The sequence below is a fragment of the Pelorhabdus rhamnosifermentans genome (assembly GCF_018835585.1).
Classification (GTDB): Bacteria; Bacillota; Negativicutes; order UMGS1260; family UMGS1260; genus Pelorhabdus; species Pelorhabdus rhamnosifermentans.
Genome location: NZ_JAHGVE010000049.1, coordinates 1 through 15,861, shown reverse-complemented (window position 1 = coordinate 15,861; position 15,861 = coordinate 1). Strand labels below are relative to the sequence as shown.

The window sequence follows — 15,861 nt, the reverse complement described above, 5'->3', positions numbered from 1 at the left end:
GACTGCATTATTACCTCGAAACGTGGTCGCAACGGTGGGACCTACGATAAATTCAGACAAATTTTGCAAATCTGGGAAGAACTGGGGAGAATTGTGTGGAAAACTTAGGAAAAGGTCATGGGAGGCAAATTATCATGCCTTTTGGAAAAAATTCCTTTGTTTTGTATTTTAGAGGGATTCCAATTTGCTATTATAGTTGTGTTACAAATAAAAGATAAGTTGAATGAGGTTTAATCATGCTACCATTAAATGAAGATAACATAAAAAAATGGATGCAATATGGAAGTGTTACTGCATTTATTGCTACAAGTATAATTTACCTAATCGGCTATCTTAAGTTATCTTGGCTTTGAAATCGAAGGGACGGTTCTCTTGAGTTATTTGATTCTAACTCAAAAGAACCGTCCTTCTGATTTTACATGTTATTTTGGCTGCACTAATTCAGCACCTGTGGTGTTGGCTTTCTGTAATAATTGTGCATTGTTAGCTACGCTTTGGGGGCCTTTCATGGCAGGTGCAACCAATAATTCCACCAGTGTGTCGAAGTTTCCCTGAAAGATAAGGTGAAGAATGCCTCTTAAGGGGGTAAAGGCCTCAATATAGTGTGTATATTCTTCAGGCGCATTTTGCGTGATAAGCAGCGCAACTTTTTTCGGGCTTTTTATCATTGTTCTTAATTCTCCTGTTTCAGTGACCGAGATATAGGAATACAGTCGATCAATGACCGGTTTAAGATTCCCGGAAATTCCTCCCATATAATTCGGCGACGCGAAAATAACCGCGTCAGCTTCATTAATTTTTCCATAGAGTTCCTGCATATCGTCTTTCAGTACGCATTGTCCGGTCTTTTTGCACGCATTACAACTTTGGCATGCACGAACGGTTAGCTTGTTTGCCGATATAGTGGTTGTAGTGGCACCTTGCGCAGCGGCTCCCTCCAGTACGTGGCGTAAGAGCGTTGCCGTATTGCCGTTTGGACGCGGGCTACCTAATATACCTAATATTTTCATTGTAGTGTCACCTCATTTTTATGTAAGTTGAAAAGATTCCAGTACGCGAAGCGGATCACAATATTCGCGGTATAAGACAATCCGGCCATCATCACGAACCTTTACCACTCCAATATAATCCTGATCGTAATCTTTTTCTGTTGATAAGATACGAAACTTCAAGGAGATTTCAAATACTGCAATTAGTGGATCGGACGACAAATAGGTTACCAGGGGGTTTTCTTCAAGCAGTTCGAAGACTGGGGAGACATTTTTATAGTATTCATAAATGGCCTTTTTACCTTCCAGTCGTTTGTGAGATTGATCTGGGGCATAAGGAAATTCCACGACGGCATCTTCGGTCCAGATGTCCATCCAAGTATTTATGGATGCACCTTTTACAATGGACAGATACTTTTGTGCCGCTTCCAATACTAGACATGGATTATTGTTAACCAAAGCAATCACTCCTTCGATATTCTTCAAACGCTTTAATATTGATTATAAACAGGGAATTGCTATAATGGAAGTACGAACAATGTTGTTAGATACTAACCTAGAGGAGAGTGGTCATATGAAAAATGGGTCTATCGACCCTTTGGTCTGTCCCATGTCCTATACTGTTTCTATTGTCGGCGGGAAATGGCAATGGGTGATACTATGGCTGTTATATAATGAAAAAGTACAAAGATATGGCGAACTAAAGAAGCGGCTGCCGACTATTTCGCATAAAATATTGAGTCAACAATTAGACTCTCTTGAATATGAACAACTAATCTATCGGGAAGAATACCCGCAAATACCTCCCAAGGTAGAGTATTCTTTAACTGAAAAAGGGAAAACCCTGATTCCAATAGTGGAACTTATGGCTAAGTGGGGGGGAGAGCATTTGAGGACATTGTATTCTCAAAAACAATGTAATTTGCCACCTGCTTCAGAAACTAGGACTTATACCTAAAACTGCATTTTTTATCAAGACCCAGTAGCGGGGAGGGAGAAATTGTGTTCAAAGCAAGGAAAATCAGCTACCATCAAGCAAATTTATAAACGAACACTACGTCACAAAACAGATTCTATCGCAAAAAAAGAGAAAAACAAGGGACAACCGCCGATTGAAAATTCATAGGCAAACTAGACGCGATTTCCTTCTTCCTGGGCAATCAAAAATTTTGCGTGGAAGGCGCTCCATGCAGGCTACTGCTGCTTCAAAGAAATCAAAGGGACGGTTCTCTTGAGTTATTTGATTCTGACTCAAAAGAACCGTCCCTTCGATTTAAAGACGAGCCTTATATATTGCTGCGACAACAGCTATTCGTAAAGCGCCTAATGGATCCTTTGTTAATTCGGTTATTATTACCAAAAGAAAATTGAGTCTAAACCAAGAAAACAAGCATTAGGTGCCATTATGAACAAGCTTTTGCGGATTGTTTTCTCTGTTCTAAAAAACAAACAACCTTTCCGGTTAATTACATCAGAACAGCAAGTTGAGCTTTATCAAATGAGCCGCAAAAAAGCGGCATAATTATTTACTTATTTATGAATATTAAACAGGCCTTATCAGAAAAAGTTCACATTTTTTTAAGGCCTGTTTGCTATGTCTTTTTTTCATACAAATTATTTTTAATTTTAATCTTGACTTTAGTTAGCTGGTCTTTGTCTTACTTGCAGCCAGGACGTTCACATAAGGAGAACGCTAGAATCTGACTTTAGATATGCAATATTGTGCATAAATTATAACCAATTACTAATACTAGTCTTAATCGATTAAAACAGGAGGAGAAAACGAAATGTAAAAAAAACGATAATAACTCAAATACATGTTAACGTTGAGGACATTGAATGATTTTAAAAAATGTCTGATGAAGAAATTAAAGAGCATTTTACTAAAAATGTAATACCCGAGGTATTGGACAAGTTTAGGTCTACGGACGAAGACCCCTGCGTTATTTGTGGAAGTACCGTTTTTAACATGGCGCGTAAAAGCATATATTCGATCGTTCTGAAAGTGGTCGATTATTGCAATTTGAGTTGTGACTGGAGGAAAAAATGAATAGTTATGACAATCTATTAATTGAACGTGCCAAAACCATGGATTTTATTTTACACTGGTTCATATGGCAAAGGCGATACGGTGATGAACTCTCTATACGTCACAAACTAGGTTTTGGCTATCGCGCTGGAGTATTCTATCCGAACGGTGCACGCTATGGGCAACATCATGATGACTTTCCATCGTTTTTCGATCAAATGGCAGCTTTAGGACTTTCCTTGCTCAGTATTGAATCACTGTTTTGTTATCAGAAGTATGCTTCTTGCAGAACGTTTATCGATACCAATGGAGGAATATTCAACTTTCCTTAAAAAACCAACATGGCCTTTGGGTAGTAATGGACCAAAAACCGGTATAAGGCCCAATGGGAGCATCGCTGTCATTAATTTAACTAGCAAAGGCGATAGTATTTAGAAATCGAAGGGACGGTTCTTTTGAGTTGCTTGATTCCGACTCAAAAGAACCGTCCCTTCGATTTTCCAGAACCTAGAAAAAATATTGAAGAAGTGGTTTCTCATAAGCGCAATTGAACAGGATGATGTAATTCGAGAGACTAAGGAAATAAAAGAAATTACGATAAGGCAATTAACCAAGGTAACCGTAGTAGCTAAAAGTGTAATTGATAGAATATATTGGGACAATGAACCTGTCCCCCTTTGTCCCCCTTTGTCCCCAATTGTGATGCAGAGATTTGGTCACTGACACTCGGATGCCTTCTTTTTATAAACTCATCACAACATTTATTTCAGAATCTAATTAAATTGAGGAGATAGCTCGAAGTTTTTAAATAAAGGCTTCGGCTTATTTTTTTGTACTGTTGAAAGGATTTGGTATACTAAAATTGGAGTAATATTGTGGCAATGTTTTGTTATTTTTAAATTGACTGAATAATGTTACAATGCGATTATGAACAAGGACAGGAGGATATCCAAATGAAGGAGCTACAACATCGACAAAAACAAATATTGAAATATTTGTTACAGATGAATGATTTTCAACCTGTTAAAAAAGTTGCAGCTGTGCTGCAATGTTCAATTAAGACAATACGAAATGATTTGGAAATAATAGAAGAAAGTGGAGTGAGCCTAGAAAAAATATCAGGGCGAGGAGTTCGAATTATCCCATCAGGAGGAAATGATATTGGGGATATGTTAGAAGAAAAAGATTTATTGTGCGATTTATCTGTAGAAAATAGAAGAATGAAAATAATTTTTGAGTTTTTTGAAGGAACAAAAGATAAATTATCTATTCAATATTTAGCTAGTAAATATTTTGTTAGTAAAACTTCAATCGTAAATGACTTTAGAGCTATTGAAGAGAGATTAGTAAAGTATAATTTACATCTTAGTAAAAGTATACAAGGAACATATTTAGTCGGATCAGAGACAGATATTCGTAAAGCAATGGTTGATACGCTTAATACGCTAATATGTTCAAAAAACATTCTTTTTCAAGTGGAAAACACTCGAATTGATAAAGAAACTATTTTGGAATTAGAAGACCGTTTTGGAGAATTTAATGTAAATCAAGTAAAAAAAATTATTGAAAAGGCTGAAAAGATTTTAAATTATAGGATAACAGATCCATATTATATTAATCTGGTTACTCATTTATTAATTTTAATCCAGAGAACAAAACAGGGAAAGACAATTTATTCACAAGCAGAGGTAGAGAAAATTTGTGATGAGTCATTTTATTGTGTTTCACAAAAGATGGCAAAATGCTTGGAAAACGCATTTGATATTCAAATAAATAAAGAAGAAGTGTTTTATATTTATCGTTATCTCATGTCTTCTGGTGGAGTGATAGTACAAGAATCATATTCAGACAGATTAAATGAGGTTGATGATTTTTTGCATAGAATGGCAAATGAGATGATTGAATTATCTACCAAAATCTCATGCTTTAATTTTATGTTTACTCCACTGCTATTCAACAGTTTAATCCTTCATTTGAAGCCAATGATAAATCGGATTGAATACAATATAGAAATAAAAAATCCATTATTAAATGAAATAAAAAATGAATTCCCAGAGGTTGTGTTTTTACTAGAATTGGTAATTATGAAAATAAGAGTAAGGTATAATTTGCCGCGAATTAGTGAAGACGAGATTAGTTATATCGCAGTTTATTTCCAATCCGCTATCGAAGAATCAATGTATAGACAAAATATTATGATTATATGCTCTACGGGCGTTGGAACATCACATTTATTAGCTAAAAGAGTAAATAATCATTTTCCTGAGTGGAAGATCGTAGATATTGTTTCTGCTAAAGAGATGGAAAGAAAAAACAATCTTGATGATATTGATTTAGTGTTATCAACGGTAAAGTTAACTATACCAATAAACAAGCCAGTAGCTTATGTAAGTGCTTTATTTAATAAAGCGGATGTAAATCGGATCAGAGAATCTTTGGTAAAAGGATATCAGCCCATTACAGATGTGATAGAAGATGAGCAGGAAATGCCCTTTGTAACTGATTGCCAAGTGAATGAACAGAAGTATATCGATAGTTCGCGGGCAAAATGCTTGGAGCGTATTGTACTAAATAAGGTAGAGTTTTGCGTATATAGAAAGCAAAATATTTCTCAAGAAAATCAGATAGTTTTCTTGAGAAATATGGATGATGCTAGAAAAAAAATAATAGTGATAATTGGCAGTGATGAAGATTTGTCTGAAAACGTGCTTAAAAAAGTATATTATTTTGCAGTAAAAAAAGAGCATGAATAAAATGCGAAGATCAGGGGGTCTATAAATGGATTTGTTAACAGTTATTGATGAAAGCCGAATTAATTTAGAGTTAGATGTGGCTGATAAAGCAGAAGCGATAAATGCTTTGGCTGATATGCTTATGAACTCTGGCGTTTTATCCTCAAAGGAAGGGTTTATACAAGATGTGTACTTAAGAGAAGCCGAGGGGCAAACTGGAATAGGAGGTGGAATTGCAATTCCTCATGGTAAATCGAAAAGTGTATTGAAAACTTCTTTGGCAATCGGTAGGACCAAAAAACCTATATTTTGGGAATCCCTGGATGATAAGCCTATTCAATGCATTGTTTTATTCGCGGTGAGGGAGGTAGATAGTACAACGGTGCATATAAAGCTATTAGGGGAATTTGCAGGTAGATTAGCGGATGAACGGGTTGTTGAAAAACTGTTAACCAGTACGCAGCCAAGTGAAATCATTGGTATTTTTAGTTAAAAGTAAAAGGGGTGATCAAGGTGAATATTGTCGGAATCGCAGCTTGCACTTCCGGAATTGCACACACGTATATTGCTAAAGAAAAATTGCTGAAAGCAGGTAAAGAGTTAAATCACACTATCCATATTGAAACGCAGGGGACCATAGGAACAGAAGATGAGTTATCAGCTAAAGATATTGCAGAAGCAGATGTTGTGATTATTGCGGCTGATATTAAAGTTGGCGGCAGGGAACGTTTTCAAGGAAAAAGGATCGTGGAAATACCCACACATATTGCCATTAAATCTCCAAAAGGATTATTAAATAAAATCCAGGCGGAATTAAAAGGATAAAAATTGAATTGAGTGGGGGTTATTATTATGTTAAAAGAACTGGAATTAAAGCGGCATGCTATGACAGGAATTTCATATATGATCCCTTTGGTAGTTGCATCAGGGTTATTGATTGCCATCGGAAACATAGTTGGCGGAAATCCAGCCTTAATTTCGGATTATAAAAGCCAATATAATTTATGGGAAGCGGCAGTTACCTTAGGCGTTTACGGGATGGGCTTAATTCCGGCGGTTATGTCGGCAGCAATTGCCTATTCTATTGCTGATCGGCCGGGGATTGCACCTGGTTTATTAATGGGGATGATTGCCAACGCAATGGGCGCAGGCTTTCTTGGCGGTATGCTTGGCGGCTATTTATCGGGCTGGTGTGTGAATTTTCTCAAGAAAAATATAAAGGTTCCAATCTGGGCGCGAGGCTTAATGCCTATGATGATTCTTCCGTTACTGGCGTCTCTTATTGTAGGTTTTATCATGTTCTTTATTATTGGCAGGCCGATTGCAGCCGCTTCATTTGTATTGAAAGATATGCTGGTAAATATGCAAGGCGGATCAAAAGCTGTGTTCGGAGCTATCATGGGAGCCATGGCGGCATTTGATTTTGGCGGACCGGTTAATAAAGTTGCCTCTTTATTTGCGGATGGTCTATTAATTGACAAAGTATATGGACCAGAAGCGATAAAAGTATGTGCATCGATGATTCCCCCTTTTGGTGTAACCTTGTCCTGGCTAATTAAAAAATCTAGATATAGTAATAATGAGGCAGATAATATAAAAATTGCATTTCCTATGGGGATTTGCATGATTACAGAAGGCGTTATCCCTATTGCTGCTGTCGATCCATTTCGCGTGATATTTTCTTGCTCCTTTGGTGCAGCCATAGGGGGTATCATAATCATGCTGTTAGATGTAGGCTCCCCGGTTCCTTCAGGGGGAATGTTTATCGTTCCGGCAATGCAAAACCCATTAGGTTTTTTGACTGCGTTGGGTGTTGGTAGTCTCGTTACAGCATTATTACTTGTGTTCTTAAAGAAAGATGCCCTCGAAACCACAAATAAAGTTGATGAGGAGGAAGAGGTTGATTTATCAGCCATTAGTATAAAATAATTAAGGAGGGGGGATGCGCTATGTATGTTTCTATGAAAGAAATGTTAAATAAAGCAAATAACGAGTTTTATGCAGTAATGGCAATAAACTGCTTTAATTTGGAGACTGCAAGAACAGTAATAAGAGCGGCCGAAAAGGAAAATGCGCCGATTATTATTAATCTTTATCAGGATCATTTACTTAACCATTGTGATAGTCAGTTAATGACGCCAATAGTTAAGATGCTGGCAAATAGAGCAGAGATAAAGGTAGCTCTGAATTTTGATCATGGAAAAGATGTATTGTTATTAAAAAAAGCAATAGATGACGGATTTTCTTCAGTTATGGTGGATGCTTCCCGCTTTGGTTTGGCCGGCAATATTGCGATGACAAAAGAAATTGTAGATTATGCTTTTCCTAAAGGTGTAAGTGTAGAAGGTGAAATAGGCTGTATTGGCAGTACCGAGCAAGCCGAATTTACTGAGGGATCCATGTACAGCGATCCCGATGATGCTGTTACATTTGCACAAAAAACAGGAATTGATGCATTAGCTATTTCGATTGGGTCTTCACATGGAAACTATCCACAAGGTATGATACCCGAATTTGATTTTGAACGGCTAAAATACATAAAGAAGAGGACGCAAATGCCCTTGGTGCTCCATGGCGGTTCAGGTTCGGGCGAAAAAAACATTCTAACGGCAGTTAAAGAGGGCATAAATAAGATTAACGTTGGCTGTGATTTTATGAATGCAAATCTTAATGCCGTAAAAAGCCGGCTTCAGCAAGATGCTAACATAAACTATTATGATTTAGTCGATCAAGTAGAAAAAGACAGTATAGAATTGGTTAGATATTATATCCGATTATCTGGTTCCAGTAACAAAAAGTAGAGGAGATAGATAGATATGTTAATGAATATGAAAGAATTATTGTCAGTAGCGCAAGAAAATAATTTTGCTGTACCGGCTTTTAATGTAAGCAGTAGTATGATTTTAAAGGGGGTTATGGAAGCATGTACAGAAAAAAAGGCGCCTGTAATTATTGCCATTCATCCGGATGAATTGTCGTTTATTGAAGACAGTTTCATTGCGATCGTGCGTGAAGAAGCCGCCAAAAGCAATATTCCGGTAGTCATACACCTAGATCATGGCGGAAATTTTGCACAAATTATTAGAGCGATTAAATGCAGATTTACTTCTGTAATGATTGATGCCTCTTTACTGACTTTTGAAGAAAATATTGCTGTTACCAAAAAAGTCATCGAGGTGGCACATGCTGTAAATGTTTCAGTCGAAGCTGAGCTAGGTACCATCGGAAGCACCGGAAATGGTGGGGAAAGCGGTAGTAAAAAAATTATTTATACAGATCCTGCTACAGTTAAAGAGTTTGTAAAAAGAACAGGAGTGGATACTTTAGCCATTGCGATTGGCACGTCGCATGGAATTTATCCTAAAGATATGCAGCCCAAGTTAAGATTGGATTTATTAAAGGAAATAAGAGAATGTGTGGATATACCATTGGTATTGCATGGAGGTTCGGCAAATTCTGATAAAGAAATTTCCGAATCAGTAAAATTAGGAATATCTAAAATAAATATATCAAGTGATATAAAAGATGCATTTTATAAAAAATGCCGTGAGGTATTACAAGATCCGGTTATCCGCGAACCTAATGAAATCTATCCCCCGTGTATTGAAGCAATGAAAAAAGTGATATATCAGAAAATTAATTTATTTGACGATGGAGATAAAGCTAAGTATTACATTTAAGGTTAACGACGCCATCAGATATTAGTGCCTATCGAAGATGGCATTCAAGAGGTCAATGGGTATGTCTTAATAGAGAAAAAGCCAATTCATGTTATTCAAAGGAATTGGCTTTTTCTCTATTTTTTTTGAGGTATACGCATCAGTTACTAATCATTTTTTCAGAGTCAGGATGAATGTAGTTAGTTGATCGCGTTCCTCTTCTGTAAGTTTTTCAGCAGCAAGCAAAAGGCGTTTTAATGACGGATCAAGAGATGTGGGTTCAACTGCGAAAAAATCTGCTAAAGGAATTTCTAACGCGGAGCAGATACTTTTTATTAAATCAATGTCGGCAGCTCTGTTATTAGAAATCGAAGGGACGGTTCTCTTGAGTTATTTGATTCTGACTCAAAAGAACCGTCCCTTCGATTTTCAAGCCGTTTATTTTAGTCATATTTAGTGATTTTAAAAAGGCCCGGGAATTTTTAGCGGTGCTTATAAAAAAACGGGTATTCGGATTAATGCGTTGAAAATAATTTAACATAATACTAAGTAAATGCTATTAGAATACTCTTAGCACTCTTAGCTATTTTAAGTGAGTAGTACAGTTTATTTTAGATTTGGAATGCCGAATATTGGATTTGTTAGCTATATTATTTTTCTTCATAACGCTGATGACGATATATGCACCAATTGTCACCATGAAATTTCAATGCTTTTTCATACCTAGCATTAAGAGCTACAGCCAGTTTTATAGACGGAATGTTCTCTGGGTGAATTAAACTAATAAAGGATATCTCAGGAATATATTCAGAAGCAATTTTTAGGACCGCCCGAGCCGCCTCGCTAGCAAAACCTTTTCCCCAATAGCTCCGTGACAAATGCCACGTGATTTCTGGCTCTGGCCATTCAATTGGATACCATAAGCCTACTATACCAGCAACTTTACCACTAAACTTTTCTTCAACCGCATAAGGACCATAACCTCGTAAGAACCAATGCCCGGTTCTGATTGCTATCTCTCGCCAGCTTTCAGCTTCAGTTAGAACTCGTCCAATGGTATATTTTATACATGCGTCATCTGAATAGTATTCATGAAGGTCTCGCCAATCATCCTCTTTGAACATCCGGAGAACTAGTTGTTTAGTTTCAAGCTGTTCTGGAATACGAAACTTCATTTTTAATATCCACCCCTTAAAGAATAATTATAGTTGTTCTTTACTTCTACAAACCATAACCACATCCTCCTTAATCTGGATACCTCAAAAAAGCTATAGGAGGAAAATAAGACGGCCTGCCATTATGGCGAAAGAAAAACATCTTTCACCATAACCGCAGGCCTGTTTCATTTTATTTAGCAGCCTTGCATGGCAGCACGCCAGGCCAAAAGCGCCAGCCGTGCCGAAGGGCACGCGGAAAACGGCTGGCACCTGAATTTATGACAGCGGATTTTCAGAGAGCGCACCTGCCGCCTGAATAAGCAAACCACTCCCAGCCCCCGCCAGCCTTTGGCAGGGGAAGCAAGCTAACCCCCTTCCCACAGACATTGGGGAGCCTTCTGCAACTTTATCGCTGCGCCGCCCGGCCCCACTTGCCGCCCAACCCCCTGCAAGGCCTATGACATAATGTACTGATATGTAGACTTCCCCTTCGGGACGCTCACGCAGGTTAGTTTTATTATTTGGGAGGCGGCGTTCGCTTAAGTCGACATATGGACGTTATGTCAACGGCCTATTTTATCTTTCTTAATGCGGCAGCGGAACCGGACGCCTTCGCTTTGTCTTGCGGCTATCATTTTGCCTAGCGCCAGCGCCACGGCCATAGCCTAACGGCATCCGCCTTCGATATGGATAGAGACACGAACTTGCCAACTGCCTCGGCGAAATGAAAAAGTGCAGTTGGCGTTCTGCAAAAACGATCTGAAAAAGAAGCAAACCGGGATAAAAAGTGAAAAAGCGTAATTTTTCCACTAATATACAAGTATGGCAGAAGGCATCAAGGCCAAGCCCTGCGGGTGGCAGCACTAAAACCATGTGTTGGCCAGTCTTGACACCTTCTGATATGCAAGGCGTTGCAAGTGGAAAAATGTTAAGCAGAACATTTGTTTGTGATTTATGTGGCGATATGAAGGGATATGATAGGGTTTCATAGAACTTTATGCTATACTAAAAAAATATATACCATGTATTTCTTTCTGGTTTTATTTTTTTAGATTGTTTTAGTTGGTCGAATTTTAAAAAAAGATTTTTGAGGATGGATAGCTATGGGTAATTCGTTTACTTTTATTGATTTGTTTGCTGGAATAGGGGGAATACGAATTGCTATGGAAAGATGTGGCGGCGAGTGTGTGTTTTCTTCTGAGTGGGATAGTTATGCCCAGAAGACGTACAGTGGTAATTTTTTCGAAGTTCCGGCCGGAGACATAACTAAGATCGATGAACATGATATACCATCGCATGATATATTGACGGCTGGGTTTCCATGTCAGCCCTTTTCCATTGCGGGTGTTTCAAAGAAAAACAGTCTCGGACGGGCAACCGGGTTTCTTGACAAAACACAGGGCACCCTGTTTTTTGACGTTGCCAGGATTATCAGGGCCAAGCGTCCAAAAGTATTTTTACTTGAAAATGTAAAAAATCTTGTTTCACATGACAAGGGCAGGACATTTGGTACAATTCGTGCCGTTCTTGATGAACTGGACTATGAAGTTTTCTGGAAGGTTCTTGATGCAAGACACTATCTGCCGCAGCACAGGGAGCGTGTTTTCATTGTAGGGTTTGACAGGCAGCGCTTTGGCAATGTTGAAAGCTTTGATTTTCCGGAACCACCTGAAAATACTGAAATCAGACTGGGCGATATTCTCGATGATAGCGTGCCGGAAAAATATGTTCTTAGTGATAAGCTGTGGACGTATTTGCAAAACTATGCTGCAAAGCATAAGGCCAAGGGGAATGGTTTTGGATATGGGCTGGCAGATTTGGATGGTATATCGCGCACATTAAGTGCACGATACTATAAGGATGGCTCTGAAATTCTTATTCCACGTGCGGATGGAAATCCGCGCAGGTTGACGCCACGCGAGTGCGCGCGTCTTATGGGATACCCGGAATGGTATGTCATACCGGTATCGGATACTCGGGCATACAAACAGTTTGGTAATTCTGTAGCCATACCGGTTGTTGAAGCTGTAGGACATTCGATGATTGACACACTGACTCAGTTGGAAAAACAGGTACGGGAGCAAATGGTTTCATGACTGATGTTTTTACTCCTGAAAAGCGCAGCGAGGTAATGGGAAAAATCAGGAGCCGTGATACAAAGCCGGAAGAAATGGTAAGAAAGTGGCTGTTTTTCAACGGCTTCCGCTATCGAAAAAATGTATCCAATCTTCCGGGAAAGCCGGATATAGTGTTGCCTAGGTACAGGACAGTGGTTTTTGTCAACGGTTGTTTCTGGCATGCCCATGAAGGATGCCGCTTGTTTGTTGTTCCAAAGACGCGGCGCGAATGGTGGCTGGAAAAACTGGGAGGCAATCGCGCCCGTGACGAGCGCAACATGCGGTTGCTGCGCGAGGCGGGCTGGAATGTAGTAATAGTATGGGAATGTGCATTGAAAAACAAAAAGCAAGCCGATATTACACTGGGAAAATTGGAGGAGCTGATCAAAAACAATGAACGAACTTGTACAGCATGCAATCGATGATTGCCATCAAAATGGACAGTCATATGTAAAGTTCATTACCGCCAATGAAACTGGTACTAATGGATCGCATCAAACGGGATACTATATTGCGAAGGCTAGTTGGTCTTTTTTATTTGAGAGGCAGGGACAACGTGGTGAGAACATGGAGCGTTTTGTCACCATTCAGTGGCAGGATGATCTTGAGACGGACAGTCGGTTTATCTGGTATGGCACAGGTACGCGGCGGGAATACAGGATTACCCGGTTTGGGCGGGGATTTCCATTTTTAAATGATGATCATGTGGGGGCATTGCTCGTTCTAACCAAAGTGTCTGATGAATATTATCATGGCTGGGTATTCAATCGTGACGAGGAAATTGACGCATTCATGGCAGCATTTAACTTGTCGCCGGAGGATTTGAATACTATTATAAATGCTCAGCGTCAATTACAGCCTAGTGATATTATGCAAGAGTATATTGAAAGTTTGAACCAGATGGGTATTGATTTTCCTGATACTGTTACAATGTCAAGGGAGGCTAGAAGTATCTCATCTCTATGCCAGCGTGATCAAACTGGTGTGGATGATAGACTACTCACTTGGGTAAATACTGAATATGAGTTGTTTCGTGCCATCGAGCAGGCACGGTATCAACCAGTTATCAGTAGATTGTTTCCTGATGTGGAAACTCTGATTATCTTTGCTAATAAAATTTTAAACCGCCGTAAAAGCCGGGCAGGAAGATCCCTCGAACATCACTTGCGTGCAATATTTGATGATGAACAGTTGCGTCACGGATGGCAGGCTGTAACGGAAGGAAATAAGAAACCTGACTTCATTTTTCCAGGTGAGGCAGAATATCATAACCCGAGATGGCCACAAGAAAAACTTGTATTTCTTGGTGCAAAAACGACTTGTAAAGATCGCTGGCGTCAAGTCATTAATGAAGCTGACCGTATTCCTGTCAAGCATCTTTTTACTTTGCAACAGGGAATTTCGCCAGCGCAACTTGCAGAGATGTCTATAGAAAATGTGAAACTGGTGGTTCCAGCAAGTAATATGTCATCTTTTCCTCGTGAATACCATGAAAATATTCTTTCTTTGCAACAATTTGTTGATATGGCTAAACATACAATTGCCTGACAAAACCGGATTGTAAAAGTAACGAAGGTGACTATAGGAGGAAGATATATGGACGAGGTTTTCTGGATTTATGAAAACTGGAAAAACAATGGACATCGGGCGAGAATTCATCGCGAAGGATGTAAACACTGCTATATACCCGAAGGAAAAGAACATCCGGTAGCAAGTGTGGGAAGTGCTTGGCACGGTCCTTTTGCTAACCTTGATATGGCAGTTGACGAAGCAGGTAAACTTTGTTCCAAAATAGCACTGTGCAAAATGTGCCTGAGAACCATAAAATGAAATAGATAAGCAACTAGCAGGCAGGCTGTTTATTTTAATATATATAAGTCGAATTAAGTTATGATAAATTTAATTGTAGAAAACATTTAGTAACTTCCTTTAGACTATAGCTAATACTCAATTCTTTACGGGATATTCTTATAAATATTTAATTCGACTTATATAGATTGACATATTCGTATTATTGTCAGGACTAGAATCAGTCACACCTTCAAATGTTGAAGCTGGCTTTTTCTGATTTCGAATACTTATAACCAATTGTAATATACTGGAGTGATATAATTTGATTTCGACAATAATCATGGATGCCTATACGAAAAACGAAGCGTCAGAGCTTGCCTCCGCGGTAAGCGATTTATGTGATCCTACGTCATCTAGTGAATGGTCATCTGCTGGAATTTATAGTTTTTGGGATTATTACACTAAGGAAATACTGTATATCGGTTTGGCAGTTGATTTGGGTATGCGTTTTAAACAGCACAACGGGATTATTAAAGTAAAACCTAGTTCATGTAAAAAGAAACAGATAGATGAATATTTTAATCATAAGGATAAATTAGGTTATACAATTTTTACTCAGTCATCATTATCACAGCCAGTAACATGCAAAAATCAGGAACTTTATTCCCAATTTATTGGGGAACTAGATCAGTCATCAAGTAAATTAAGAGTCGATCGGAAAGACATTGAAGACGCCGAGGCTATTTTGTTGGAAATTTATAGACAGGTTCATAGTTCATTACCAAAATGGAATAAAATTAGAGGACTAGCGACAAATATACAAACTGTAACGCCTGGCAACTATGAATTAATTAAATGCATTAATACACTTGAACCGAACCCATTGGTTTCCAAGTCAACTATACGTGAATTGTGTGAGCATGAATACTATTGTTTCTATGAAATTCAATTGCATGCAATACGATGGAATATGTTATATTTGGGAGTTACATGGGAAGAATCTTTAAAAATACTAAAACAACAGGTTGGAGAATTTTTTGTGAAGATTTATGATGAAATGCAGAGTAAAGGTTATTTAAAAAAGGAAATAAATTTATAGTTTAGTTTCTTGTGATTTATGCGAATAAGTTGACTGTCAAATACTAAATCTAGCCGGATAGAAAATTTACTATCCGGCTAGTAGGTGGTGTTGCGTTGCTGTACAGCAACCGTACAGCAACGCGTTTAAAAACATATGTGGCACTATGTGAAATGAATCCTTGCTTTATGAGGCTTTGTAGGTTTTTCAGTATTGATAAAAACCTATAAAACTTGATTCACATTCAAGAGGTCACTGGTTCGAAACCAGTATACCCCACCAGGAAATTCAAGGCTTTGAGGCATTTTG

16 protein-coding genes are annotated in these 15,861 nt (G+C 38.4%); 13 read left to right on the top strand and 3 right to left on the bottom strand.

Annotation, left to right across the window (positions count from 1 at the left end; all coding sequences use genetic code 11):
- Positions 1–422 precede the first annotated feature (422 nt).
- Positions 423–1,010 carry a flavodoxin family protein gene (locus Ga0466249_RS25230; protein ID WP_215832265.1) on the bottom strand — a complete coding sequence of 196 codons (588 nt, stop codon included), beginning with the start codon at positions 1,008–1,010 and terminating at the stop codon, positions 423–425.
- Between the two features lie 18 nt (positions 1,011–1,028).
- Positions 1,029–1,448, bottom strand: coding sequence for a nuclear transport factor 2 family protein (locus Ga0466249_RS25225; protein ID WP_215832264.1), 420 nt, complete (start codon positions 1,446–1,448; stop codon positions 1,029–1,031).
- Positions 1,449–1,563: 115 nt separating this feature from the next.
- On the opposite strand from Ga0466249_RS25225, the gene Ga0466249_RS25220 reads away from it, so the two are divergent.
- The 8 genes from Ga0466249_RS25220 (at position 1,564) to Ga0466249_RS25185 (ending at position 9,430) form a co-directional block, all read left to right on the top strand.
- Positions 1,564–1,947, top strand: coding sequence for a winged helix-turn-helix transcriptional regulator (locus tag Ga0466249_RS25220; protein ID WP_215832263.1), 384 nt, complete (start codon positions 1,564–1,566; stop codon positions 1,945–1,947).
- A gap of 1,088 nt (positions 1,948–3,035) precedes the next feature.
- Positions 3,036–3,350, top strand: a complete 315-nt coding sequence (locus Ga0466249_RS25215) for a hypothetical protein (protein ID WP_215832262.1) — start codon at positions 3,036–3,038, stop codon at positions 3,348–3,350.
- Positions 3,351–3,971: 621 nt separating this feature from the next.
- Positions 3,972–5,771 (top strand): BglG family transcription antiterminator, encoded by a 1,800-nt coding sequence (locus tag Ga0466249_RS25210; protein ID WP_215832261.1) that lies wholly within the window; start codon positions 3,972–3,974, stop codon positions 5,769–5,771.
- Positions 5,772–5,796: 25 nt separating this feature from the next.
- Positions 5,797–6,243 carry a PTS sugar transporter subunit IIA gene (locus Ga0466249_RS25205; RefSeq protein WP_215832260.1) on the top strand — a complete coding sequence of 149 codons (447 nt, stop codon included), beginning with the start codon at positions 5,797–5,799 and terminating at the stop codon, positions 6,241–6,243.
- Positions 6,244–6,263: 20 nt separating this feature from the next.
- Positions 6,264–6,575 (top strand): PTS fructose transporter subunit IIB, encoded by a 312-nt coding sequence (locus tag Ga0466249_RS25200; protein WP_215832259.1) that lies wholly within the window; start codon positions 6,264–6,266, stop codon positions 6,573–6,575.
- 27 nt (positions 6,576–6,602) lie between these two features.
- Entirely contained in the window at positions 6,603–7,679 is a 1,077-nt protein-coding gene (locus Ga0466249_RS25195; protein WP_215832258.1) for a PTS fructose transporter subunit IIC, read from the top strand.
- Positions 7,680–7,699: 20 nt separating this feature from the next.
- Positions 7,700–8,551 (top strand): class II fructose-bisphosphate aldolase, encoded by an 852-nt coding sequence (locus tag Ga0466249_RS25190; protein ID WP_215832257.1) that lies wholly within the window; start codon positions 7,700–7,702, stop codon positions 8,549–8,551.
- A gap of 15 nt (positions 8,552–8,566) precedes the next feature.
- The gene (locus Ga0466249_RS25185) at positions 8,567–9,430 is read left to right on the top strand and encodes a ketose-bisphosphate aldolase (protein WP_215832256.1); all 864 of its coding nucleotides are present in this window, start codon (positions 8,567–8,569) and stop codon (positions 9,428–9,430) included.
- Between the two features lie 629 nt (positions 9,431–10,059).
- Here the strand turns inward: Ga0466249_RS25185 and Ga0466249_RS25180 are convergent.
- Positions 10,060–10,584 carry a GNAT family N-acetyltransferase gene (locus Ga0466249_RS25180; protein ID WP_215832255.1) on the bottom strand — a complete coding sequence of 175 codons (525 nt, stop codon included), beginning with the start codon at positions 10,582–10,584 and terminating at the stop codon, positions 10,060–10,062.
- A gap of 1,085 nt (positions 10,585–11,669) precedes the next feature.
- Between Ga0466249_RS25180 and dcm the strand changes: the two genes are divergently transcribed.
- From dcm to Ga0466249_RS25155, 5 genes are all read left to right on the top strand, one after another.
- Complete coding sequence (gene dcm, locus Ga0466249_RS25175; RefSeq protein WP_215832254.1) at positions 11,670–12,662, top strand: DNA (cytosine-5-)-methyltransferase; 993 nt, start codon at positions 11,670–11,672, stop codon at positions 12,660–12,662.
- Complete coding sequence (locus Ga0466249_RS25170) at positions 12,659–13,108, top strand: very short patch repair endonuclease (protein WP_215832253.1); 450 nt, start codon at positions 12,659–12,661, stop codon at positions 13,106–13,108. Before dcm ends, Ga0466249_RS25170 begins: the two co-directional genes overlap by 4 nt.
- Entirely contained in the window at positions 13,077–14,231 is a 1,155-nt protein-coding gene (locus Ga0466249_RS25165) for a type II restriction endonuclease (RefSeq protein WP_215832252.1), read from the top strand. The genes Ga0466249_RS25170 and Ga0466249_RS25165 overlap by 32 nt, the downstream gene beginning before the upstream one ends.
- A 48-nt stretch (positions 14,232–14,279) precedes the next feature.
- Complete coding sequence (locus tag Ga0466249_RS25160; RefSeq protein ID WP_215832251.1) at positions 14,280–14,513, top strand: hypothetical protein; 234 nt, start codon at positions 14,280–14,282, stop codon at positions 14,511–14,513.
- Between the two features lie 283 nt (positions 14,514–14,796).
- Positions 14,797–15,573 (top strand): hypothetical protein, encoded by a 777-nt coding sequence (locus Ga0466249_RS25155; RefSeq protein ID WP_215832250.1) that lies wholly within the window; start codon positions 14,797–14,799, stop codon positions 15,571–15,573.
- Positions 15,574–15,861: the final 288 nt, after the last annotated feature.